Annotated in this window: 18 protein-coding genes; 9 read left to right on the top strand and 9 right to left on the bottom strand. The window is 63.5% G+C overall.

The features are described 5' to 3' along the window. Window positions 1–54 precede the first annotated feature (54 nt). From AC6I6S_RS18400 to AC6I6S_RS18375, 6 genes are all read left to right on the top strand, one after another. Window positions 55–468 (top strand): carboxymuconolactone decarboxylase family protein, encoded by a 414-nt coding sequence (locus AC6I6S_RS18400; protein ID WP_497952189.1) that lies wholly within the window; start codon window positions 55–57, stop codon window positions 466–468. A gap of 11 nt (window positions 469–479) precedes the next feature. Next, window positions 480–1,259 (top strand): methyltransferase domain-containing protein, encoded by a 780-nt coding sequence (locus AC6I6S_RS18395; protein WP_497952188.1) that lies wholly within the window; start codon window positions 480–482, stop codon window positions 1,257–1,259. A 240-nt stretch (window positions 1,260–1,499) separates the two neighbouring features. Next, on the top strand, window positions 1,500–3,119 hold the full coding sequence (locus AC6I6S_RS18390) for a sodium/phosphate symporter (protein ID WP_497952187.1): 1,620 nt from the start codon (window positions 1,500–1,502) through the stop codon (window positions 3,117–3,119). 90 nt (window positions 3,120–3,209) lie between these two features. Beyond that, window positions 3,210–3,632 (top strand): universal stress protein, encoded by a 423-nt coding sequence (locus tag AC6I6S_RS18385; RefSeq protein WP_497952185.1) that lies wholly within the window; start codon window positions 3,210–3,212, stop codon window positions 3,630–3,632. A 433-nt stretch (window positions 3,633–4,065) separates the two neighbouring features. Beyond that, window positions 4,066–4,266 carry a hypothetical protein gene (locus AC6I6S_RS18380; RefSeq protein ID WP_497952183.1) on the top strand — a complete coding sequence of 67 codons (201 nt, stop codon included), beginning with the start codon at window positions 4,066–4,068 and terminating at the stop codon, window positions 4,264–4,266. Beyond that, window positions 4,259–6,745: a cbb3-type cytochrome c oxidase subunit I gene (locus AC6I6S_RS18375; RefSeq protein ID WP_497952182.1), complete on the top strand. Its 2,487-nt coding sequence runs from the start codon at window positions 4,259–4,261 to the stop codon at window positions 6,743–6,745. The genes AC6I6S_RS18380 and AC6I6S_RS18375 overlap by 8 nt, the downstream gene beginning before the upstream one ends. A gap of 699 nt (window positions 6,746–7,444) precedes the next feature. On the opposite strand, the gene AC6I6S_RS18370 is transcribed toward AC6I6S_RS18375, so the two are convergent. Next, on the bottom strand, window positions 7,445–10,141 hold the full coding sequence (locus tag AC6I6S_RS18370; protein WP_497952180.1) for a glycoside hydrolase family 2 protein: 2,697 nt from the start codon (window positions 10,139–10,141) through the stop codon (window positions 7,445–7,447). A gap of 168 nt (window positions 10,142–10,309) precedes the next feature. On the opposite strand from AC6I6S_RS18370, the gene AC6I6S_RS18365 reads away from it, so the two are divergent. Then, complete coding sequence (locus tag AC6I6S_RS18365) at window positions 10,310–11,116, top strand: IclR family transcriptional regulator (protein ID WP_497952178.1); 807 nt, start codon at window positions 10,310–10,312, stop codon at window positions 11,114–11,116. 76 nt (window positions 11,117–11,192) lie between these two features. On the opposite strand, the gene gfo6 is transcribed toward AC6I6S_RS18365, so the two are convergent. From gfo6 to AC6I6S_RS18325, 8 genes are all read right to left on the bottom strand, one after another. Further along, the gene (gene gfo6 / locus AC6I6S_RS18360) at window positions 11,193–12,269 is read right to left on the bottom strand and encodes a D-xylose 1-dehydrogenase Gfo6 (protein WP_497952352.1); all 1,077 of its coding nucleotides are present in this window, start codon (window positions 12,267–12,269) and stop codon (window positions 11,193–11,195) included. Continuing rightward, the gene (dgoD, locus tag AC6I6S_RS18355; RefSeq protein ID WP_497952176.1) at window positions 12,269–13,417 is read right to left on the bottom strand and encodes a galactonate dehydratase; all 1,149 of its coding nucleotides are present in this window, start codon (window positions 13,415–13,417) and stop codon (window positions 12,269–12,271) included. Before dgoD ends, gfo6 begins: the two co-directional genes overlap by 1 nt. Window positions 13,418–13,463: 46 nt before the next feature. Then, complete coding sequence (locus tag AC6I6S_RS18350) at window positions 13,464–16,139, bottom strand: glycoside hydrolase family 2 protein (RefSeq protein ID WP_497952174.1); 2,676 nt, start codon at window positions 16,137–16,139, stop codon at window positions 13,464–13,466. 43 nt (window positions 16,140–16,182) lie between these two features. Continuing rightward, window positions 16,183–17,334, bottom strand: a complete 1,152-nt coding sequence (locus AC6I6S_RS18345) for an ABC transporter ATP-binding protein (RefSeq protein ID WP_497952172.1) — start codon at window positions 17,332–17,334, stop codon at window positions 16,183–16,185. Between the two features lie 114 nt (window positions 17,335–17,448). Then, window positions 17,449–18,114, bottom strand: coding sequence for a DUF624 domain-containing protein (locus tag AC6I6S_RS18340; RefSeq protein ID WP_497952170.1), 666 nt, complete (start codon window positions 18,112–18,114; stop codon window positions 17,449–17,451). Further along, complete coding sequence (locus AC6I6S_RS18335) at window positions 18,111–18,977, bottom strand: carbohydrate ABC transporter permease (protein ID WP_497952168.1); 867 nt, start codon at window positions 18,975–18,977, stop codon at window positions 18,111–18,113. The genes AC6I6S_RS18340 and AC6I6S_RS18335 overlap by 4 nt, the downstream gene beginning before the upstream one ends. Next, a complete protein-coding gene (locus AC6I6S_RS18330; protein ID WP_497952351.1) occupies window positions 18,978–19,835 on the bottom strand; it encodes a carbohydrate ABC transporter permease in 858 nt (285 codons plus the stop codon). A gap of 61 nt (window positions 19,836–19,896) precedes the next feature. Next, window positions 19,897–21,189, bottom strand: a complete 1,293-nt coding sequence (locus AC6I6S_RS18325; RefSeq protein WP_497952166.1) for an extracellular solute-binding protein — start codon at window positions 21,187–21,189, stop codon at window positions 19,897–19,899. Between the two features lie 130 nt (window positions 21,190–21,319). On the opposite strand from AC6I6S_RS18325, the gene AC6I6S_RS18320 reads away from it, so the two are divergent. Then, window positions 21,320–22,372, top strand: coding sequence for a family 43 glycosylhydrolase (locus AC6I6S_RS18320; protein WP_497952164.1), 1,053 nt, complete (start codon window positions 21,320–21,322; stop codon window positions 22,370–22,372). Window positions 22,373–22,435: 63 nt separating this feature from the next. Next, on the top strand, window positions 22,436–24,541 hold the full coding sequence (locus AC6I6S_RS18315) for an alpha-L-arabinofuranosidase family protein (protein ID WP_497952163.1): 2,106 nt from the start codon (window positions 22,436–22,438) through the stop codon (window positions 24,539–24,541). Window positions 24,542–25,254: the final 713 nt, after the last annotated feature.

Raw genomic sequence — 25,254 nt, 5'->3', positions numbered from 1 at the left:
ACTATGCCATCAACTGACATAGACAGGAAGTGGCACTCAGAGGTGCACTAACTCATGGCAACGAATCAACAACTCTACGACGAAACCATAACCGACATCGAGGAATCGTTCGGTCTGGTTCCCGGCTATCTCGAGGCACTGCCCGAACAGGAACTGATCAACGAGTGGCCGAACCTGAAGCGGTTCCTCTTCGGCGAGACGGCGATCCCACCGAAAGAGCGCGAGTTCATCGGGCTCGCGATGGCCGCGGCGATCGGCTGTGAGTACTGCCGACATTTCCACAGGGGGGCAGCCCAACTTCACGGCGCGACCGAAGAGGAGCTCGCGGAGCTGTCGTTCCTGGCGAGCTACACACCGCGATACAGCGCGATGATACAGGCGCAGGATTACGACCTCGAGGTGTTCAAGGGCGAAGTCGCACAGATCGCAGAGTATCTCGGAGAGCAGACGGCAGCGGCCGACGACTGAGGTGAGCAGAGATGGAACAGAACCTCGACACGCAGGAACTGGAGCGCAAAGTCAAAGAGATCTACCGGGGCGTCGCCGACGAACCGACCGGGGAGTTCCACTTCGAGATGGGACGCCCACTGGCGAGACGTCTCGGCTATCCGGCGGCGGATCTCGATCGGATTCCCGAGGAAGCGCTCGAATCGTTCGCCGGCGTCGGCTATCACACTGACCTCGCCGATCTCGAACCCGGCGACCGCGTCCTCGACCTCGGCAGCGGCTCGGGGACAGACGTGTTCGTCGCAGCGCTTCACTTGGGAGACACCGGCAGCGTGACCGGCCTTGACATGACCGTCGAGCAACTCGCGAAGGCCCGGCGACTCCGCGACAAGGCCGGTCTGGAGAACGTTCGATTCGAACGCGGCTACATCGAAGAGCTTCCGTTCGGCGACGGGGAGTTCGACGTCGTCATGTCCAACGGCGTGATCAACCTCTCGGCGGCGAAAGACCGCGTCTTCGAGGAGATCGGTCGGGTGCTCGCACCGGACGGCAGGCTCGCGCTCTCGGACATCATCAGCGAGGAACAGATGCCCGACAGCATCAAAGGCGACGCGGATCTCTGGGCGGCGTGTATCGGCGGCGCGATGCAAACTGACGACTACATGGCCGTCATCGAAACGCCCGGCTTCGACGTCCTCGAGATGCGAGAGAACACGGAGTACGAATTCACGTCCGACCAGGCGCAGGGAGCCTGCCAGAAATACGGCGTCAAGAGCGTCTCCCTCCGGGCCCGGAAACACGACGACGCCTGAGTCGTCGCTCTTTTCGACGGCGAGACGACCGCCGGAAAACGGTTTGCACGGCTCGGTTCGAAGGAGTTCTTCGACTCGCCAGTGCTGTTTCAAATGCTTGTATGAAGTAGGTGTTTCAATCAGTTGTTGCAAGCGAATAGGTTCAGTCTCATGTACCACCACTGGGTGGAAGCGATCGCAACGGTTCGGATCGACAGGTCATTCACAGTCATTAAGACAGTCCGACATCGATGACCGTCGATGACCGATCGTCGCACCGGAGTCGCCGCCGCCGCGGTGCTGGCGGTCGCCATTGCGACACGGCTGCTGCCGCGACACTGGACGGCCTACCCGTTCAACCCCGACGGCTTCTCCTTTGCGTCTCGAGCCGGCGAGATTACCCGCGACGGAGCGCTTACCCTCCCAAGCGGGTCGCCACACGGCCACGCGTACTCGATCCTGCTGTCGATGACGAGTCAGCTCACGGGCGTCGATCCGCTCTGGCTCGCCCAGCCGACCATCGCCGTCATCGGGGCCGTCCCGGCGCTGCTCGCCGTTCTCCTGGTAACCCGACTCGGCACTACCATCACGGCGAACGGCCGCGCGGTACTGATCGCCGGAACCACCGCGGGAGCGGTCCTCGCGGTCGAAGGAGTGTACCTCCGACGGACGGTAACGGTTAGTTACGAAGTTCTAGGGCTGTTACTGGTCGGCGTTCTCGCGATTACGACCGTCAGAGCCCTCGAGACGCGTCGCCCAGCGTGGCTCGTCGTGACTATCGTCGCCCTCGCCGTGCTCCCGATCACTCACCACCTGAGCACGATGCTCGCCGCGCTGACCGTCACCGCCGTCGTCGCGGGCTACGGCTTTCGGCGACCGGCTCGAGCCGTTCCCGGCGTGGCCATCGTCGTCGGGTTCTGGCTGTACTTCGGGACGTACTACGCGCTCACCCGACCGCCGTATACCGGCGATCTCACCGCGAAGCCGGGGCTGTTTTTCGGGTGGGTGGTCGTCCTGACCGCGCTCGTCGGCTGGCTCACCACGGCCGGCTACCGGGCGACCCGCTTCGTCGTGGGCGCAGTCGGCGCCGGCGGCTTCCTTATACTGGCCGCTGACGCGCTCTGGGGGTTGTTCCCGGGAACGATGTCGGTTCCGTCGACACTGCTGGTCTTCGTCGCCCCGCTCGTCGTCCTGGCGGCGCTCGCGGTGGTGGGACTTCCCTACGGGGTGGGTCCCACCGGCGACCGACTCGCGATCACTGGGCTGCTGGCCGCCCCAATCGCGTGGGTCGGGTTCGCCGTGACCGCCGGACTCACCCCCGAGTACGTCCTGTTCGCCCGTCGCGGGCAGACGTTCGTCCACCTCGCCGCCGTGGTTCTCGCCGGACTCGGAATACTCGGACTCGGCCGATGGGTCGCCACACACCGACGACCCGCAACGCCCTGGGTCCGAACCGCCCTCGCCGTCACGCTTTGTCTGTGCGCGCTCGTTTCGATGCCGTTCGCGTTCGCCGGCCTCGAGGCGGTCGCCTACAAGGGAACGACCACCCACGAGGAGTTCGAAACGCTCAGCTTCGCCACGGCGTCGGCTCCCGAATGGACGAGCGACGACCACCTCACCCGGATCGCCGACAACTACTACGGGGCGAACGTCTCACCGGGTCCGACCTACGAGTGGCTCGAGAACGAACAGCCCCTCGCGTGTCCGACCGCCCTCCAGCAGTCCTGGCAAACCGACGGTGCACAGCGCTATCCCACGGAACCCGCGACGATCGACGAAGCGCGCTACGAGCGCGCGGTTCTCGAGAACCAGGCGGTCTACACGACGACGGGAACGGATCGCCTATCGGTCGTCGTCCCGCGCGGCGAGTACAGCTGTTGACTGTGAGCCGGACAGAAGCGCCCGAACGCGGTGCGTCACAAGGGGGTTGTACCTGACAGTTTTACCGTGTTTGGCGGTGAGTACCGACCTATGTACCGAGTACTTATGGCGGTCGACGCGGACGAAAGCCGGGCGCTCTCACAGGCCGCGTACGTGACGTCGCTTCCCCGCGCGTCGGAATCCGTCGAAGCGATCGTGTTGTTCGTGTTCCACGAGGAAGGAACGGACGCGCCCGAGGAGTTCCGGCAGTTCAAATCGGCGTCTCGAATCGGCGCCGTTCGACGGGCACAGGAGCGACTCGAGAATCACGGCATCGAGTACACGACCGTCGACGAGAGCGGAGACACCGTCGAGGACATCCTCGGTGTCGCCGACGAGTTCGACGTCGATGCGATCGTCCTCGGCGGCCGGAAACGCTCCCCCGTCGGAAAGGCGGTGTTCGGAAGCGTCACCCAGTCCGTCCTCCTCGAGACGGATCGTCCCGTCGTCGTGACCGGAACCGCCCGTAACTGAGAGGCACGGATTCCGTCGACCGAGCGCGGCCACGTCGACCTTGCAGCCGACGTGCTGGAGCAGGTGTCGGTACCGACGCTGTTTATCGCTGGCGGGAACGACCATCCGGCCCTCGGGTGGAACGAGGAGCCGTACGAACTGCTGGTCGGGGAGAAGGCGCTCGAGGTCGGTGAAGGCGCTTCGCACCCGTTCGAAGGGGCGGGTGCACTCGAGTCGGTTGCCGACCACGCTGGAGAGTGGTTCGCGGCGGCCCCCGGCTACCATGCCCAGACGCGGGCTCCGAACACACATCTGGTCCAGAGATTCCCACACAGCGGACCTCTCGCCAGCAGAACGTCGCGTATTCCAGTCCCTGTTTTATGCTGTTTGGCCTGCAGAGATAGTGCTACGGCGAACTCGGATCGAAACTCGAGACGACCGAACGACAACCGAGGTGACAACGATCTCCAACTCCTCTCTACTCCAGATTCGACCGGGGACCGAGCCCCCGACGACTGATCTCGAGCGGCGTCTCCGCGTCGGTCGTGAGGTCACGATCACCGTCAGCCGGAGCGGGCTGGCGTGCAGAGAGATGGCCTCAAAGCCGAAGACGGGCGTCGCCGGGACTAAGTCGGAGGTGACAGTCGGTGGCTGAGGAGTTCCCGCCGGCGACCTCGGTCAAACGGTGGCTCGTCACGACTAACCACAAGGACGTCGGAATCCTCTATCTCGTGACGGCGCTGTTCATGTTCGTGGCTGCCGGCGTACTAGCGCTGCTCTTTCGACTCCAGTTGTGGACGCCCGGCGGCTGGTTTCTGAGCGATAGCGCGTACAATCAGGCCGTCACCGGACACGGCCTGTTGATGATTTTCTGGTTCATCTCCCCGCTCGCATCCGGCTTCGCGAACTATCTGGTGCCGCTGCAGATCGGGGCGAAAGATCTGGCGTTCCCGCGGCTGAACGCGCTGAGCTACTGGTTCTACCTGTTCTCCGCCATACTGGTCCTCATTTCGTTCTTCCAGGGAGAGACCTTCGGCGGCGGCTGGACGATGTACGCCCCGCTGAACGTTCCCGTCTACTCCGGCGTTATGGAAGCGACGACGGGTGGTAACGCGACGATTCTCGCGTTGATCCTGTTCGTTCTCTCGATTACGATCGGATCGGTGAACTTCATCACGACGATCCACCGCTCGCGTGCGGAAGGGCTCGGACTGTGGAACGTACCGCTGTTTACCTGGTCGTGGCTGCTGACCGTCTGGATGATGCTGTTCGCGTTCGCGGCGCTGCTCGCGGCACTGTTGTTGCTAGCGAGCGATCACATCCTCCTGACGCAGTACTTCGCGACCGATCAGGGCTCGAGCCTGCTGTGGGCGCACCTGTTCTGGTTCTTCGGTCATCCGGAGGTGTACATCGTCTTCTTCCCCGCGCTGGGGATCATGTTCGAGACGTTCCAGACCTTCTGTGGTCGGCGTCTCGTCGGCCGAAAGTGGGTCATCATCGCGATGGTCCTCGTGGCCGTCCAGTCGTTCCTCGTCTGGATGCACCACATGTTCCTGACGACGATCAACCTGGAGGTGAAGACGCTGTTCATGGCGACGACCATCGGGATCTCGCTGCCCTTTGACCTGATGGTGTTCGCGCTAATCTACACCATGGTCAAGGGGCGGGTTCGCTTTACCACGCCGTTTCTGTTCAATATCGGCGCGCTCGTGTTGTTCATCCTCGGCGGCATCACCGGGGTCTTCCTCGGCGCCGTCGTCCTGGACTACGAGTTCCGCGGCACCTACTGGGTCGTCGCGCACTTCCACTACGTGATGTTCGCCGGTGGGACGGCACTGATCGGCGGACTCTACTACTGGTGGCCGAAGATCACGGGGAAGATGTACGACGAGTTCCTCGGGAAGGTTCATTTCGCCGTCTACTTCATCGGCTTCAACCTGCTGTACTTCCCGATGTTCCTCGCCTGGGAAACCCCACGCCGCGTCTTCGATTACGGGCAAGGGTTGCAGCTCTACCATCAGCTCGCGACGATCGGCGCGTTCGTCCTCGGTGCATCGTTTCTGATCATGGGCTACAACTTCGCACGAAGCCTCGTTTCCGGCCCCGACGCACCCGATAACCCCTGGCAGTTCTCTCGAACCGCCGAGTGGGCAGTTCCCTCGCCCCCGCCGCTCGAGAACTGGGAGAACCGTCCGAGCTACGCCAGCGGTCGCCTCGAGTTCGTCGACGACGCGAACGGCGCAACGACGACTGACGGCGGTGTTCCGGCCACTCAGAGTTCGGACGATCTCGAGGGGGCGTCAGAGGGGCGCCTCGAAGCGGAACACGCCGATCACGCGAGTATCTGGCCGCTGGGAATCGGGGTCGGGACGTTCGTCCTGTTCTTCGGCCTCTCGGGAATCACGCCGTACATTGCTCCGTTCGCCACGAACCGAGGGGCAGAGATCGGAACCGTTCCCGAGCCAAACATCGCCTACCCGATCAGCATGGCGCTGGGAGTGGCCATCCTGGCGTTCACGCTGTTCGGGTTCGGCCGTGAGAGCTTCCACGCTCCCGAGATGACGATCGCCGAACGCTGGCCGTTCGAGGGCGTCGGCAACACGAAGTTCGGGGTCTGGGTGTTCCTGGCCTCCGACGTCGTTGTCTTCGGAGCCGTCATCGGCTCGTACCTGTTCATGCGGCTCCACGCCGGCTGGAGCGAGTGGGGACCGGTGCCGCCGGAAGCCTGGCCCGGCCTGCTGAACACCTACATCCTGATCACCTCGAGTTTCACGGTCATCCTGGCACTGGTGATGGCCGAACGCCAGAACAGGACCGGGCTGCTCACGGCGATGGTTGCGACCGTTACGCTCGGGTTGACGTTCCTGAGCGTCAAAGCATGGGAGTGGAGCGTCGAGTTCTCCGAGGGAATCTACTGGTTCACCGGCCTCGAGTACTCGCTGTACTTCGTGACGACCGGCCTCCACGGCCTGCACGTCGTTCTGGGGCTGCTCGTCGCCGCGTTCATGATCTACCGGATCATCACGATCGACGCCTACATGGAGGACTCCCGGCCGGTGGAGTTCTTCGGCCTCTACTGGCACTTCGTCGACATCGTCTGGGTCTTCCTCTTTCCGCTGTTCTACTTGATGTAATATGGCCTGCGGTGACCGTTTACCGGGCGACCCGTCGGTCGCTCCGAAACTGGCGTACAGCAGTCCGTCTGAGTCGTGTCGACGACAGCCGCCCCGGCGATTCTCACCGATCAGCGCGTGACCCCCTCCACCTTTCGGATTAGACGATGTATTGTAGAAAACGAAGGGCACTCACTGCAGCCCAATGGTAGTGCCTGTATTCTGCAATACAGTACAGCCGACAGATCGATCCCCGACCGCAGAGTAGGTGAGAAGTTACGGTCGACCCAGACAGTGATTAACAGCTGTCTTCGGGCCTCCAAACGTCGATAGCTCTGAGAATCGACGATGACTGTTCCGATGAGGAGAGGGAGAAGAGGAGACGGACATATCGTCGAGTCTTGCTGACTCTCTCGATCGGTTAACGGATCGGTCGCCCGCCTCGAAATTCAGCAAAACGGAACGACGGCCGAGCCAGATAGTATTTTTGATTTTCCACAATACAATAGAGGCAGCGTGGTGAGGTCGAGACGTGTTTCCCAGTAGGAGACTCAGCGGAGAACACACAACAGCGTGTGTACGCTTTCTATGCGTTCTGCGATCAGCACGGCACGTTCACCAGCCACCACAGGAGGGTTCGGGAGGCGTTCGAAGCGGCCGGTGAAGGCACGCCAGTGGAAGAACAGGGTAGGAAAAGTGAACCACAAAGGGACCGCGGTATCACGCCGAGAGCCAATCGAGGAGGCCGTCACAGAGAAGGGTGGCGACGGGGTGCGAGCCGTAGGACTCACAGACTGGGAACGTGAGTGCCGTTATCGATCCGTTTCCGTACCCCCTGACGACGAGCGGACTGCTCCAGTTGGCGAGCCATCCCTCGACGTAGCCGACGTGAACGCGGTCGATAGACGGATCGAGATTCGTCGCGACGGCCGCCGGATAGAGGCCGTCGAACTCCCACCCCAACCGCCTGTTCGGACAGACTTCCTCGAGGAGCGGCGACTGCTGATAGAAGAAGGAGGCGACGACGTTCCAGTCTTCCGTCCGCGGAACGTCTCGATACGAAAACGGTCCACCCGCGATCATTTCTCCGGTCGTATCCGGAACGTGTATCACGTTTCCGCCGCCGTTGGCGAACTGCGTGACCTGCTCCGAAATGGTCGACGTGAACGCGACGTCGACGTCCTCGGAGAGCGTGTGTGTCACGGACCACCCGCGTTCTGCGAACCGCGAGGCGAAGCTTCCCTCTGCGTACACCGTCATCGCCGATTCGATCTCGCTGCGACGATCGACGGACGTGACCGGTTCGGCCGTCGCCGTCCGGTCGGCTCCGTAGTCGAATTCGACCGAGAGCGTGTCGGTGACCGGCGAGTTCGGGCGATCGGCCGGGAGCTGAATCGACGTCTCGATTCGTCGCGTTCCGGTGGCCGGAACCGTGATCGATTCTCGTCCCTGCACGCCAGCAAACGACCACGTGAGCGCTCCCGAAACGGGTTCAGTAGTATCGTTGACGACCGTGAAATCGGCGGTTACGGCGTCTCCCATCCAGCCAACGTGGCTCTCGAGGTCCGCGAAAACGGCGATCGGGCCGTTGATCGACGCGAGGTCGGAGGCGAACGTTTTCGGCTCGCGATTGTAGTCGAGTAATCCGTTGAACTCCCATTCGATATCTGATAGCTGTGTCAGTACGTAGCCGGCGACTTCCTCGCGAGTCCGTATTTCGGCGAGCAGGTGCGTGAGCGAAACGAACTCCCGGTCCTGCCACGATCGAGCCAGGTCTTCGTAGCCGTCGAAGACGTCCGAGAGCCCCGTTCGGTCGAACCGATCGTCGACTCCGGCCGGCGTTTTGAGCGGCTGAGTGAGAAACTCGTGGTCGAACCAGTGCGGATCACCGCCGTACGCGTCCCGGAGGGAGTCGACGTTGCAGAGCCCCCAGGTTCCGAGCTCCGAGATGACGATCGGTGCGTCCGGATCGTCGAACTCGGCGGTCGCATAGTTGTCGCGGGGGTACGAACAGAGGTGAGTGAGGTCGGCCGCCCACTCGAGGGCTCGATCCGGGCTGACGAAGTAACGGTGGTAGTCGTTGATGTCGGTTTCGACGTGCGCCCAACCGGAGTTATCACAGACGAGTCGAGTCGGATCGTACTCCGTGACGGCCCTGTACAGATCGGCCAGAAACCGCTGTTTCCCCTCGTCAGTCCAGAGCGTTTCGTCGGCGTCGTGGTGGCCGAGCCCCCACTCCTCGTTGTACAGCGACCAGACGACGACGCTGGGTCGGTTGTAATCCCGATCGATGAGGTCGAACAGTTGCCGACGCACTTCCGCACGCGAGCGGTCCGTATACCGCGTCGGGTTTGCAGGTTCCTGCCAGACGAGCATCCCCATCCGATCGGCGTACTCGAGGAACGTCGGGTGTGCGGGCTTGATGTGTTTCCGGATGAGGTTGAAGCCAGCCTCCACGGCGAACTCGATCTCTCGGGCGAACAGCTCCGGATCCGGCGGCCGATAGAGCGTCTCCGGGTAGTACCCCTGATCCAGAACGCCGCGCATCAGTATCGGCTCGCCGTTGAGGCGGAACTCGCCGTCCGCTCGCTCGAAACTCCGCAGTCCGAAGTAATCTTCGTACCGGTCGAGTTCCACGCCGTCGTGAATGAGACTGATCTCGAGGTCGTACAGGGCCGGTTCGTCGGGCGACCAGTAGTCGGGATCCTCGAACTCGAGGACCGCACTCGTCCGGTCGTCGACCGCTGCGTTCACGCTCGCGACGACGTCACCGTGCCGTCGGGCCCGGACGTCGACCTCGAGGGCGTCTATCGCTCTCGGCCCGCTACGGATATCGGGTTCGACCACCGCGGTGTCCGCCTCGAGGTCGGGGGTCACTCGAGCCGTCCGAACGTGCGTTTCGGGCCGAAGGGTCAGGGTTACCGACTGCCAGATTCCGGAGACGCGGGTGTACCAGGGGTCACCCTGTTTGCCGTGTGGAATCTCGGAGAGATCCGCCGGATCGGTCACCGCGAGGACGATGACGTTCTCGCCGCGTTCTACCGCGTCCGTGACGTCGAACGAAAACGGCAGGTAGCCGCCGCGGTTGTCCCCGACGTGGACGCCGTTCACCCAGACCGTCGTTTCGTAGTCGACGGCGTCGAACGTTACGCTCGCGACCCGATCCTCGAGAGTGACCGACTCGAGGTCGAACGTTCGGCGATACCACGCGGTTCCGGTATACTCCCGGTACGCGTCCGTCTCTTCCCAGGCCTGCGGGACCGAGACGGTATGTGCTCTGTCCGGCCACCGTGTCTCACCGTCGTACCACTGCTGTGTCCGGCCCGTGTGCTCGGGATCAGTAACGAACTCCCACGTTCCGTCCAGGGTGAGCGTGTGACGATACGGTTCGGACTCGTCCCGATCGGAACGGGTCATTGAATCGTCGGTTCCGGCGGCTGTGTTCCGATCGCCGGTTCCCGGGAAACGCTCGTCGAAGCCATCTACTGCAGGGAATCTGCAGTCGTCGTGATAAAACTTTCGTGGCGAGCAGCGTCGTGTCCTAATGAGAAACGACTTTGTGGGCGGCGGACGCAGGTCCACCGGATGTCACGCCCGGACCACCACGTCAAATCCGTCACGAAGCTGTTTCGTATCGTGGACGCACTCGACCGCCAGGGCCGGATGGGTGTGACCGAACTGGCGAGAGAAACTGGTATCGCGAAAAGTTCCGTCTACAAGTACCTCTCGACGCTTCAGCACGTCGGCTTCGTCACGAAATCCGGAACGGCCTACTCGCTGTCGCTTCGCTGGTTCGAAGTCGGTCGGCACACCCGGGACCGACGGGACGTCTTTCACACGGCGCGTTCCGAACTGGACCGGTTGGCTCGACAAACGGGCGAAACCGTCTCGCTGGTCGTCGAGGAGGACGGCGACGCCGTCTACCTCTATCAGGTGACCGAGCGTGACGAGCCCGTCGGCCCGGTCGAGGAAGCCGGACGCATCCCCGCCCCGATCTCGGTCGGCGGGAAGGCGATTCTCTCCTACCGTCCGCTCGAGGAGGTCGAGACGTTGCTCTCCGAACACGACCTCGACGAGACGGGCGACCAACTGCTCTCCGAGCTGCGGACCCTCAGAAACCAGCGCATGGTTATCGAACGCGAGAGTCCGGGAGGGAGTGCGTTCAGCGCCGGTGCATTTCAGGGACACAGACACGTCGTTGGACACGGAGAACCGTACCAGAGTCTCCACAGCATCGCGGTTCCGATCCGCAACGCCGACAGCTACGCGATCGCCGCAATCGAAGTTAGCGGGTCGGAGTCGAGTCTCTACGGCCGGCGTCTCGAGGACGAAATCGCGACCCTGCTCGTCAACGCCAGCAAGTCCGTCGAGAGCGTCTTGCTGGCCAGGTAAGGTCCGCGAGCGACGGCGACCGGTACACGTTCAATGGGACACTCGAGGAGGTGACTCGCTCGAGCGCCCGGTCGGTTCACTCGCCGGTGTCGGTCGTCCCCGCCTCGTAGATCTCGCGCATCGCCTCGAGATCGACCAGTCCGTGTCGACCGTCGGGTTCGATCGCCGCGTCGCCGAGATGCCGATCCGCGAAGTAGTCGAACAGCTCCGTCATCTGGTTCGCCCCGTCGGGTGCGATCGAAACCTCGTCGTCGCCGCGTTCGATCCGCAGGTGAGTTTCCATGTGGAACGCCGGTTCGAAGACGAGTTGGCCCTCCGTCCCGATCAGACGGAGACTCGTGCTCGCCTGTGCGTTCTGCGAGGCCGTCGCCGTGAGGATCGTCCCGTCGTCGAACGTCGCGGTGAACGCCGCCACCTCGTCGGGAACGTTCTCGAAGGCCTCGTGGCTCGAGTCCATCGTCGCCTCGGCGGAGACGGGGTCGCCATCGAGGAGAAACCGCGTCGTGTTGAGCGGATAGATCCCGAGATCCATTACCGACGTCCCGTACCCGGTCAGCGCCGGGTCGAGACGCCACTGGTCGGGACTCGAGAAAATCTCGAGTAACGTCTGCGAATTGTTGCCGAGAGCGTGAACGGGGCGGCCGATGACGCCGTCGCGAACGAGTTCGCGGGCGTACCGGACTATCGGATCGGTCTGCATCCGATAGCCGATCATAAGGTCGACTCCGGCCGCTTCGCAGGCCTCGACGAGTGCCGCCGCCCGGTCCGCGGTCGCCTCCATCGGCTTCTCACAGAGCACCGCCTTGCCGAGATCGGCCGCGGTCCGTGCGTACTCGAGGTGGAAGGCGTTCGGCGTGCAGATGTAAACGGCATCGTACGCGTCGCTCGCCTCGCCGTCGTGGAACTCGTCGTAGCTGAGTCCGCGTTCGATCCCGTCGTGTTCGTCCACGATATCGTCCGCTTTCTCCGGAGAGCCGCTGACGACGACGCTGGTCGTACAGAACTCGGACTCCTCGATCGCGGGGATCACCTGCTCGGTCGTCCACCAGCCCAGTCCGACCAGCGCGAAGCGGACGGTGCCGTCGTCGACGGTCTGCCACGCGCGACGTTCGTACCCTCGGAGGACGTCGGTGAGTGCGTCGTCCACTGGAATCACCACTCCGCGACGCTACCGTCGTCGTGGCGCCAGACGGGGTTGTGCCAGTCGACCTCCCCGGCCCGGTCGCGAACCGTTTCTTCGTCGATCTCGACGCCGAGTCCCGGCCCGTCGGGGATGTCGACGTAGCCGTCACGGTACTCGAACACCGACGGATCGGTGAGATAGTCGAGGACGTCGCTCGTCTCGTTGTAGTGAATGTCGAGACTCTGCTCCTGGATGAGCGCGTTCGGCGAGCAGGCGTCGACCTGGAGACAGGAGGCGAGCGCGATCGGTCCGAGCGGACAGTGTGGCGCCATCGCCACGTCGTAGGCTTCTGCCATCGAAGCGATCTTCTTCACTTCCGTGATTCCGCCGGCGTGTGAGAGATCCGGCTGGATGAGGTCGACGTGGCCGTCCTCGAGGACGGGCTTGAAGTCCCATCGCGAGTACATCCGCTCGCCGGTCGCGATCGGCGTCGACGCGTGTGCGGTGATCTCCGGAAGCGAGTCGAGGTGTTCCGTGAGTACCGGTTCCTCGATGAAGAACGGCTCGTGGGGCTCGAGGGCGGCGACCAGTCGCTTCGCCATCGGCTTCGAGACGCGGCCGTGAAAGTCGACGCCGACGTCGACCTCGCTCCCGACGGCCTCGCGGACCTCCCGCATCCGGTCGGCGGCGGCCCGGACGGTCGCCGGCGAGTCGATCCGTTCGACCTCCTCCGTCCCGTTCATCTTCAGCGCGGTGAAGCCGGCGTTGACCTTCTCGCGGGCCTGGGCGGCGACCTCGGCTGGCCTGTCGCCGCCGACCCACTGGTAGACGCGGATGCGTTCGCGGGCCGCGCCGCCCAGCAGATCGTAGACGGGTGCGCCGTAGCTCTTCCCCTTGATGTCCCACAGCGCCTGGTCGATGCCGGCGATGGCGGACATGAGGATCGGCCCGCCGCGGTAGAAGCCGCCGCGGTACATCGTCTGCCAGTGGTCCTCGATCGGGGCGGGGTCTTCGCCGAGGAGGTAGGTGTCCATCAGTTCCTCGACGGCGGCGCGGACGGTCTTCGAGCGGCCCTCGACGACCGGTTCGCCCCAGCCGACGGTGCCGTCGCTCGTCGTTACCTTGAGAAACAGCCAGCGTGGCGGTACGTCGAACAGTTCGTAATCAGTTATCTGCATGGTGTCTTGTATCGGATGTCGAATTCGAGCGTGATAGCTGTGGGTGTTACCGTGAGTTCGGAGCGACGTCGGTAACGAATTCGGCGAGGCTCCTGAGCGCGATCGGGTTCGCGGTATCGGTCACGCGGAACGTGAACGCGCCGACCCGGCCGTCGCCCCACTCCCGGACGACGGCCGCGGCGCTCCAGTTCGCGATCCACCCCTCGACGTAGCCGATCGGGATCTCGTCGGTTTCGTCGACGTCGGCGACGACGTCGTAGGGGTAGACGCCGTCAAACTCCCAGCCCGGAACGACGTCGAGCGCGTCCTCGAGCGGCCCGCCCTCGCGGTAGAACAGCGAGGCGACGAGGTTCCAGCTCTCGGTTTCCGGTAGGTTCCGGTACTCGAAAAACTCGTCTTCGGCCACGTGGCCGCTCGCGTCGGGGAGGCGGACGACGGTGCCGCCGTCTTCGACGAACGCTCGCGACGCCTCGTCGGGGTCCGTGATCAGCGCCACGTCGCTCTCCTCGAGCGACCGCTCGGTGGCGAACCCGAGATCGGCCAGCCGCTCGGCCAGTCCGTCGTCGTCCACGAAGACGGTTACGTCGGCGTCGACGGCGAGGTCGGGCGCAACGGTAATCGGTTCGGCGTTGGTCGATCGATCACCGAGCGACACGCTTAGCTCCTCGGTCGTCACCGCGTCGACGTCGGGAACGGTGATCGAGATCGCGTCCTCGAGTCGATCGACGCCGAACCCGTCGAGGGCGACGGAAACTGTTCCCGACCGGTCGAACGCCGACCACTCGACGTCGCCGTCGATCGGGTCGGTCGTGTGGTTGCTCACCACGATATCGGCCGAGAGCGTCTCGCCGGCGCGAGCGGCGTGGCTGTCGACGTCGACGCTTACGAGCACCTCGTCGTTGACGGTCGCGAAGTCGTCGTGAAACGCCTTCTTCTGGCGGCGGTAGTCGAGGATGCCGTTGAACTCCCACTCGATGTCCGAAAACTCCGTGATAACGTAGCCGGCGACGCCCTCGTGGGCGCGCATCTGCTCGATGACGTCCTTGATCGAGCGGAACTCCCGCCACTGCCAGGCCTCGGCGAGTGACTCCCAGTCGTCGAAGGCTTCGGGCAGCGTGGTCCCCTCGAGACGGTCGTAGACCCCCTCGGGGCGCTTGATCGCGTCGTCGAAGAAGTCGTAGTCGAACCACGGCGGCGTTTCGCCGTAGTGATCCTCGAGGGCGGGCAGATCGCACAGCCCCCAGGTGCCGAATTCGGAGACGATCAGCGGCGCCTCCTCGGGGTCCGTTTCGGTCGCGCCGTAGTTGTCCTCGGGCGCGGCGGTCATCGCCTCGATGTCCTCGGTCCAGGCAGCCGCCCGATCGGGACTGACGAAGTAGCGGTGGTAGTCGTTGACGTCGGTGGCGACGTGCGCCCAGCCGGAGTTGTCACAGACAACGCGCGTCGGATCGCGCTCCTTCGTCTCCTCGTAGAGGGCCGTGAGGTACCCCTGTTTTTCCTCGTCTTCCCACAGCGAGGTTTCCTCGTCGAGTCCCTGCGGGTTACCGATACCCCACTCCTCGTTGTACAGGCTCCAGACGATCACGCTCGGCCGGTTGTAATCGCGGTCGATCAGTCCCAGTATCTGGTCGCGCACCTCGCGCTTCGAGCGGTCGGTGTGGACCGTCGGGTTCGCCGGCTCCTCCCAGACGAGGATCCCCAGCCGATCGGCCGCCTCGAGGAAGTCGGGGTGTGCGGGCTTGATGTGCTTTCGCAACAGGTTGAAGCCGAGTTCCTTCGCCGTCCGGATCTCTTCCTCGAACAGGCCGTCCTCGAAGGGTCGGTAAAGCGTCTGCGGGTAGTAGCCCTGGTCGAGCGCGCCGCGCATGAAGTACGGCTCGCCGTTCAGGTACAGCTGGCCGTCGCGGGCCTCGACGCTCCGCATGCCGAAGTAGTCGTCCGCGCGGTCGAGTACGTCCCCCTCCCGCTCGAGCGAGACGGTAACGTCGTAGAGGACGGGTGTTTCGGGCGTCCAGTACGCGGGATTCTCGAGCGAGACGGTCGTCGATCCCGTCCCGTCGGTTTCGACGGGGACCGTCGCGCTGGTGACCGCGTCACCGTCGCGAGTGATCTCGATCGCGGCGCTGACGTCCGTCAGTTCCGTGGTGGGGCCGTGAACGTCGACGTCGATCCGGGCGCTGTCCTCGGCGAGGTTCGGCGTCGCGCGAATCGATTCGACCCGGGTTCGGGGGACCACCTCGAGGGTGACGTCCTGCCAGATGCCGCTGATCCGCTGGTACCAGGGTGCGCCCTGCTTTCCGTGCGGGATTTCGCTGATGTCGTCGGGATCGACGACCTCGACGACGATCGTGTTCTCGCCGTCGACGACCGCGTCCGTGACGTCGAAGGAAAACGGCAGATAGCCGCCGCGGTTCGAGCCGACGCGCTCGCCGTTGATCCAGACGGTAGTTTCGTAGTCGGCCGCGCCGAACCGGAGGAGGACGTCGCTCTCGGTCGACTCGAGGGTCACCGAGCGCCGGTACCACGCCGCGCCGGCGTACGCCCTGTACGCTTCGTCTTCCTGCCAGGCGTGGGGAACCGTTACCGTCTCGGTCGCGTCGGGCCACTCGGTCGCTGGATCGTGCCAACCGTCGTCTCGGCCGTCGGTTTCGGGATCCGTCGTGAACTTCCAGGAACCGTTCAGTTCGATCGTGCGTCGATAGTCGTCCGTCAATTGTGTCATAGTGAAGTAGTCACAGTAGCGTCGCAAGGATTGATTTCGGCGTTCAGCTAGTGGATGGCTCCTCGGAAACGGGCCGTTTCGACTCGGCGTCGGCGAGCAGGTTTCGCCCCGTCGCGACGTCGAAGACGTGAATGTCGGCGGGATCGAACGAGAGCCTCGCCCGGTCGCCGACGGTCGGTTTCACGCTTCCGGGGACGCGAACGCGGCACTCGTCGCCGGCGAGGTCCAGATAGACGAAGTTGTCGCTGCCCGCGACCTCGACGACCTCGATCGATGCGTCGATCGCGTTTTCGTCACCGGCATCGAGCGAGATGTCCTCCGGTCGGATGCCCAGTTCGAGATCGGAGCCGGTTCGATGCTGCTCGATCGTGTCGGCCATCCCCGGCGGAACCGAGTACTCGAACCCGTCGCCGACGAGGGCCGTCCCCTCGAGCGTGACGTCGAAGAAGTTCATCGCCGGGCTGCCGATGAAATCGGCGACGAATCGGTTTTTCGGCCGGTTGTACACCTCTTCCGGCGTGGCGAACTGCTGGAGTTCGCCGCCGTCTAACACGACGATCCGGTCGCTCATGGTCAGCGCCTCGTGCTGGTCGTGAGTGACGTAGATGGTCGTCGTTCCCAACTCCTCCTGGAGTCGCTGGAGTTCGGTCCGCATGTGGACCTTGAGTTTCGCGTCGAGGTTCGACAGCGGCTCGTCCATCAGGAAGATCTTCGGATCGCGGACGATCGCGCGACCGGTCGCAACGCGCTGTTGTTGCCCGCCCGAGAGTTCGCTCGGCTTGGCTTCGAGTTGGTCTTCGATACCCATCATCTCGGCGGTTTCGGTCACCCGGTGGTGGATTTCCTCGTCCGGGAGATCCGTCGTCAGCTTCAGCCCGTAGGACATGTTCTTCCGGACGCTCATGTGCGGGTAGAGCGCGTAGTTCTGGAACACCATCGCGATCCCCCGCGACTGGGGCTCGACGCCCCTGATGCTCTCGTCACCGATTCGGATGTCGCCGTCGGTGATCTCCTCGAGGCCGGCGATCATCCGGAGCAGCGTCGACTTGCCGGAGCCGGAGGGGCCGACGATCGTGATGAACTCGCCTGCCTCGACGTGGGCGTCGAAGCCCTCGATAGCGACGAACTCGTCGCCGTAGACTTTCCGGGTACCCTCGAAGGTTACCGACGCCGTCGAGCCGTCCGACTCAACCATCGTCGTCCCTCCGTTCGCCGACGGACTCGAGCGTCGTCGGCGCCGCCGTAGCGGCGGTCGTTACGCCCGTTCGCGGGGCGGCTGTACGCGTTCGTTCGTCGTTCGTTTCGTGAATCATGTGTCTATTGTGGGAGTCGTGATCGGTTCGGTTTCGGAGACGTAACTGATGAACTCGACGTGGAGCGCGAAGGCAACGCCGGCGAACAGCACCGCCACGGCGACGGTCAGCAGGGACGAGACGACGAACAGCACCGCCGTCACCGTTCCGAGGGCGACCGCACCGACGGCGTGGTGTGCAGTCCACAGGTAGCCGTCGGTGATCGCCCCGAGGGCCGGTTTTCCGGACGCGATCCCGAGTAACGTCGGGATCGAGACGAGCCACGCGTAGATCGCCGCGTAGCCGGCAGCGAGCGCGAGCAGTCCCGCGAGGATCGTTGCCCCGTCGAGGTAGGCGATCCCGTACGTCGCGGCGATCCCGATCAGCAGGATCGGGACGAGGCCGATCAGCATCGCGTGGACGAACTGTGATCGGACCGTCTCGACGACCGCGGCGCGGTCGATTCCGTCGGCCCCGTCTTCGCGCAGCGAGAGGATTGCGCGGTAGGCGCCGACGGTCGCCGGACCGATCGTAACGACCGGCAACGCGGCGAGAAACCAGCAGACGCTGATCAGCACCACCGAGGGCAGGTTCTCCCAGACGAATCTGGTCGTCCCCTCGAGGGTGGCGTACATCGGATCGAGTTCGGGATCGGGGGCGTCGACCCGTCGAGTCGCGGTCATTTGGTCGTCCCCTGCATTTCGACGGCTCTGACGAGGTGTTTCTGCAGGACGAGGAAGACGATGAGCAGCGGCAGCGAGGCGATCACCGCCGACGTCATGATGACACCGGGTTCGGTGACACCCATCGTGTCCTGAAGCGTTACCAGCCCGACCGGCAGCGTGTACATCCCCTCGCGCTGGAGGATGATCAGCGGCCAGAGGAACGCGTTCCACGTCCAGATGAAGATGAACAGGCCGAGTGCGGCGAGCGCAGAGCGCATCAGCGGCAGGATGATGTGCGTGAAGATGCGCAACCGCGAGAAGCCGTCGAGCCTGGCCGCCTCCTCGAGTTCGTCCGGGATGTCCTTGAAGAACTGCACGAGCATGAACACGCCCAGCGGGCCGGCGATGCTCGGCAGCACGACCCCCCACAGCGAGTTGACGAGGCCGAGTTCGTTGACGATGATGTACACCGGGACCAGGTTCACGATACCCGGGACCATGAAACTCGCCACGATCACCGAGAACACGAGCGATCGGCCGGGCCACTCGAGGCGGGTCAGCGAGTAGGCGATCATCGCGTCGACCAGGAGGACGATTATCGTCGTGATCCCTGCGAGGATGAACGTGTTGACCGTCCACTGGACGATCAGCGACCCCGTCAGCAGCGACTCGTACCACTGGAAGGTGGCGCCTCGCGGGATCAGATACGGAACGCTCGAGTACACCTGGTCCCGGGGCATGATCGATGTCGCGAACATCCACCAGTACGGCAGGATGAACAGAAACGCCGTCCCGTAGAGCGCGACGTAGACGCCGACCGTCTTGACGGTTTCTGCGTCGATCGATACGTCTTCGAATCGGCCGCCGGTTTGCGTACTCATCTAGTCATCACCCGAGAGGTAGTAGTAGCTGATCGCAGAGACGGCGATCAGGATCATGAACAGCACGTAGCCGATCGCCGCCGCATAGCCGAACTCGCGGCCGGCGAACGCCGAACTGTATAGATACATTACGATCGTCGTCGTCTGGAAACTCGGGCCGCCGTCGGTCATGATGTACGGCTGGCCGAACACCTGAAAGGAGCCGACGAACGTCACGATGATGACGAAGATGAGCGGGTTCTTCATCTGCGGGATGGTGATGTCCCGCATCATTCGCCAGGTGCTCGCACCGTCCAGTTTCGCGGCTTCGTAGAGCCGGTCGGAGACGTTCTGTCGGGCTGCGAGCAGGATGATGAAGTTGAACGCGATCGTCCACCAGATCGTCGCGATGGCGATTGCCGGCATCGCGAGCGTGTGCGAACTCAGCCAGTTGCCGCCGCCGATGTAGTACGGCACTAGCCCTGAGGCGCTGAAGATGTCCGCCCAGAGCAGGCCGATGACGGCGACGGTCAGCACGTACGGGCTGAAGAAGATCGTCCGGAGCAGCCACTGTCCCTTGACGTCCCGGTTAACGCCCAGCGCGAGCAGCAGCGAGCCGACGACGATCGGCGGCACCGTCAGGATCACGAAGTAGACGGTGTTCCACAGCGCGTTCCAGAACTGCGGATCGGAGACCAGCGTCTGGTAGTTCCCGAGGCCGACGAACTCGGACTGGCTTGGATCGGCGACGTTCCACTCGTGGAAGCTCATGTAGAACCCCAGGAGTAACGGCCCGAACAGGAACCCGCCGGCGATGATGAGGTACGGAAGGGCGAAGCTCACGCCCGCGATCTTCTCGCGAGTGGATCGGTCGGCCATGTCGAGGCCGAACCGCCTCGTATCGTCCGCACTCGATTGGTCTGTCTGTGCCATGTCGCTATCAGTCGAAAGTCTGACTGACGCCGTCGGCGGCGTTCTCGAGCGCCTCTTCGGGGGTCAGGTTTCCGTTGCGCATGTCGTCCAGGTACTGGTAGATCTGTTCGTTGAGTGCGTCGTTGTTCGGCGTCGTCGGCGGCGGACTGAGCTGTTCGTTCTCCGCCAACCCGTAGAACGTCTCGAGGGTGAGATCCCACAACTCGCTGTCGCGGAGTTCGTCGCTCTCGAGCGCTTCCTGACTGGCCGGCAGGTGACCCGCGTCGTACCCCCACCTGTCGTTGTAGTCCTGGGTGAGCAGTCGGACCGCTTCGATCGCCTCTTCCTGTCTCTCTTCGTCGCGGTTCTCGTCTTCCGGAATGATCAGCATGTGGCTCGAGGCTTGCGTGACGGGATCCTCGGAGTCGGGCATGATGAACGGCTCCGTCACGCCGAAGTCGAAGCCGGCGTCCTGGACGACGCCGACGTGCCAGGTACCCTCGATGATCATGCCCGCTTCGCCGCGGTTCCAGGCGTCCCATCCGGTGTCGGAGTCGTCCGGCGCCCACTCGTGCTCGTGAACCCAGTCGTGCATGTATTCGGCGACGGCGAGACCGTCGTCCGTGTCGAACGCGGGTTCCAGGTCATCGGTGAGCAGTTCGCCGCCGCGGCTCTCGAGGAACATCCGGAAGAGATCGACCGTGAACCCGCCGTCGTGGAACTGGTACGGCAAGTGATCGGTTTCCTCGAGGATCGTGTCGGCGGCCTCGGCGAACCGTTCCGGAGTGTTCGGCGGGTCGTCGGGATCAAGCCCGGCGTCTTCGAAGACCTCCTTGTTGTAGTACATCGCGATCGGATGTGTGTCGAGGGGCACGGCGAGTTGTTCGCCGTCGCGAACCCCCTCTTCGGCGATGTCTTCGACGTACGGATCGGTCCCGATCTCGTCCGTGACCGGAACCACGAGGTCTTCGTACTCCTCGATCATGTGCGCGTGCATCACGGCGACATCCGGCTTCTCGTCACCGGTCAGCGACGTGTAAAGGCGGTCGTAGTACTCGTCGTGTGGAACGCGCTGTCTGTTGATAGTGAGGTCGTGGTCGTCTCCCTCGTTGATGTCCTCGACCATCGCTTCCATCGTATCACCGTCGCCCCCGCCGAAGAGCGTCCAGTACTCGACCCCGTCTTCGCCTCCCCCTCCAATGAACCCAGTACACCCGGCTACTCCGACGGTAGCCGTTGCACCCGCGGCCTGCAGGAACCGTCGTCGGCGAACGCTGGTTACAGTCTCCCCACTACGGCACCGATTGCTATCGGCTGTCATACGAGCATACCAATCAAACACACGTATATATATGTTCCGCAATTGTTCACGAATATCGTATGGAAACCGGATGGTCGTGACTGTACAGCCGACAGGTAACGTTATTGGCATCGAGCCAACAGAGGAGTGTATGGACCGCAGACAGTTTCTAGCGGGAGCCGTCTCGTTCCCGCTCGCCGGTGTGCTCGCGGGCTGTATGGAGATGGCCGGGCTCGGCGGCGAAACCTACGAAAACCCGGTTTTCGAGCCGACCCTCGCCGACCCGTCGATCGTTCGGCACACCGACGACGAGGAGGATGTCTTCTACGCGTACGGAACCGAAGACCACTGGTACGGAGAAGCGAACCAGCACGACACACACGGGTTGCAGTACATGCCGATCGTCAAATCGGCGAACCTCGTCGACTGGGAGTACGTCGGCGAGGTGTTCGACAGCAAACCGGACTGGAAGGACGGCGGCGGGCTCTGGGCGCCGGAGATCGCAGCGCACCAGGATCGATTCTACTGTTACTACTCCTACTCCGAGTGGGGTGACGACAATCCGGGTATCGGCGTCGGAACCGCTGACCATCCCGAGGGTCCGTTCGAAGACCACGGAAAACTGTTCGACAGCGACGGGATCGGTGTCGAGAACTCGATCGACCCGTACTTCCACGTTGAGGACGGCACACCCTACATCTTCTGGGGGAGCTGGCACGGTATCTGGGGGGTCGAACTGAGCGAGGACGGCTTCGAGGTCGCCGGCGAGCCGTTCCGGATCGCCGACGATGACCACTTCGAGGCGCCGTACCTCATCGAGCGCGACGGCTACTACTACTTCTTCGGCTCCAACGGTCACTGCTGCAACGGCGAAGACAGCGATTATCACGTCGTCGTCGGCCGCTCGGAATCCTTCGACGGCCCGTACGTCAACGAGAACGGCGATCCGATCACGGAGAATCCCGGCACGAGAATCCTCGAGGGCGACGACGAGTTCGTCGGTCCGGGTCACAACGCGGTCGTACAGGACGACGCGGGCGACGACTGGATCGTCTACCACGCGTACGACGCCGACGACTACTGGATCAACGACACGCCGCGTCGGACGCTGATGATCGACCCGATCGAGTGGGAGGACGGATGGCCGACGGTCAACGGAGGGACCCCGAACGCGGAGGCCGGGATCCCCACGATCGAGGAGTGACCGCCCGCTTCCCCCGGCACACCCCACAGTAGAGCTAAGTGACCACGGTCTGAGGTACAGACGATGACCGATAGCCCGCTGTTTCGACACCGGGAGGTATCGACTGACGCTCGAGTCACGCTGGATCCCTCGCGGCGGGGCGAACCTGTCGACGAACGGTTGTTCGGAAAGTTCTGTGAGCATCTCGGCCGGAACATCGCGAACGGAATGCACGCCCAGGTGCTCCTGAACCCGACGTTCGGCCCGTGGGAGTTCCCCGCTGACGACGACCATCCCGACGGCGGGATTCGGCCCGCGATCGATGAAGCCTCCGTGCGGAGTGAAATCCGGGAGTACTGCGACGAGTGGGATCTCCCGGATCCTGAGGGCCGCTTTCGAGCCTATTGCGACGGGACGGCGTTTGGTTGGGTCTCCACCGACGACGCCGTCAGAACGACGCCGGACGTCTCTCCCGAGGGCGACCGGGCACAGCGAATCGCTCTCGCTGACGGCGAGGGCGGGATCAGCCAGCGAACACACTTCCCGTTTCACCGAACCGATACGTACGAGGTTACCTGCCGACTCCGCGCAACGGAGCCGACCCCGGTCACCGTCGGGATCTACGAACCCGAGGCGGATCCAACGACGGCCGAACCGCTGGCGGCGACCACGGTCGACGTCGGTCGCGAGTGGTCGACCGCCGAGGGCGAACTGACCGTCTCCCCGACACATGCCGACGACGCGGCGTACACCGTCGCCCTCACGGCGCCGGGCAACCGCGACCTCGTGCTCGACCGACTCACGATCTACCCCGACGACCACGTGAACAAGGCCGATCCGGAGGTCGTCGCGTACCTCCGGGAGGCGAACCTCCCGCTGCTCCGATGGCCCGGCGGCAACTTCGTCTCCGGCTACCGGTGGCAAGACGGAGTCGGTCCCGTCGCTGAGCGGCCATCGCGGGTCAACCCGGCGTGGGGTCACGTCGAGTCGAATCTGTTCGGGACGGCCGAGTTCGTCTCGTTCTGCGAAGCGGTCGGCTGCGAACCGATGATCTGCGTGAACGCCGGAAACGGGACGCCCGCGGAAGCGGCTCGATGGGTCGAGTACTGCAACGGCTCGACCGACAGCGAGATGGGGGCGCTTCGCGCTGCCCACGGCTTCCCCGAGCCGTTCGACGTCGAGTACTGGGAGGTCGGCAACGAGCTGTTCGGTCGCTGGCAGGTCGGCTGGACGACGCCGTCCGGAAACGCCGACCGGTACCGTCAGTTCCGAGAGGCGATTCTCGAGGTGGACCCCGAAGTGGAGGTGCAGGCGTGTGGCAACCGAAACTCCCCCGACGACCGGTGGAACGAGCATCTGCTCGAGGCGGCCGGCGCGGACGTCGAAGTGATTACGGATCACATCCTCACGGGTGGTCGCGTAGACGCCGGCACCGACCCGACGGAGCTGTTCCGTGCGTTCATGGGATACGCCGATCAACTGGGAGAACAGTATCGAGCGCTCCGCGAGCGCATGCATCGGGCGGGGGTCGAAGAGCCGAGACTCGCAATCACCGAACTGCAACTGTTCGCGGACTTCGTCACGAACCGCGAGATCGGACACCACGGTGGTCGACTCACCCCGGCCAACATGCCGACCCGAACGACGATTTCCGAACCGCTGTATCTGGCGACGGTCGTCCACGAGTGTAGCCGCATCGGCTCGTTCGTAGAGATGCTTACCCACTCCGCGACGGTCAATCACGGGGGTGGGCTCCAGAAGAAACGCGAACGAACGTGGCCGGATCCCGCACACCACGGACACCGACTTCTCAGTTCGTTGGCGACCCGAACACCGATCGGCGTCGACGTCGACTGCGAGGTGGTTCAGACGGACCGATCATTCGGCGACATTCGTGCGAACGATTCGATTCCGGTCGTCGACGTGCTCGCCGCCGAGGGGGACGAAACAACCACCATCACCGTGGTCAACCGCTCGGGAGTGGACGAAATCGAACTGACCGTAGACGCATCCGAGATTCGGACGGGGCCGACGGCGGAAGCGGTCACCCTCTCTGCGGACGGGATGGGTGTCGAAAACGTCTACGAGGAGCCCGACCGGGTATCGCCAGTATCCGAAACCGTTCCAGTTAACGAGGGCGAACTCGAGGTCGTGATTCCACCGTTCTCTCTGACGAGGCTCTCGCTGTAGCCCAGCGTTTCGGACCCGTCCTCGAGCGCAGCGTTTCTATTTGAGAAACACGCGGTCGTCGATACGTCCTGAGAACCCGACACGGTGACGGACGAGCGGCGCTACTCTGGTTTCTACCGCCCGCCGCTCGGTACTCTCAGCCGGCGTTTCCTATATAGCAACAGCGTCCTCGAACGGGAGCGAGCATGCCCCGCCCCGCAACGGTGGAATATCGGTACGATTCGAAGAAGGTTTTGAGTACCGGACCGCAGAAAGAGCCACCAGGGCCCTGGAAAACGATCACTGGTCGGGAGAATCCAACCCCGTTACAAAACTATCTTTGTAAAGTTTACAGCGGGCTTCCGGACGGTGATCAGTCTGGAGAAGTGAATGGCACTGGACCACCGCTATAGCATTTCTCATTGAGAAACGGTGACGAAGGGTACATCAGGAAGTTATTCGTCTCACACCCTGGCCGCGTCCGAACCTCGAGACTCGATTAGGAACCGGATGGAGATCGTGACTCGAGTAGACCCCAGAGGAGCGGAGATACTGTTCGTAATTCTACTCGGTCGTTGCCCCAGGTTGACCCCACTCCTCGTGGCCGACTGTCCCGTGGTCGAACCCGGATGATTCGTCACTCGATCGATGCTGGAGAGGTGCCGGACGTAGTGAGCGCGGCCCGACTCCATAGCTCGACCGCTACGGATCGGGCATGCTGGGCGCATCCGAAG

The organism is Natrononativus sp. DTA114, assembly GCF_059736515.1.
Note: the sequence above shows the minus strand (reverse complement) of the source record. Positions and strands in the feature narration are given on the sequence as shown.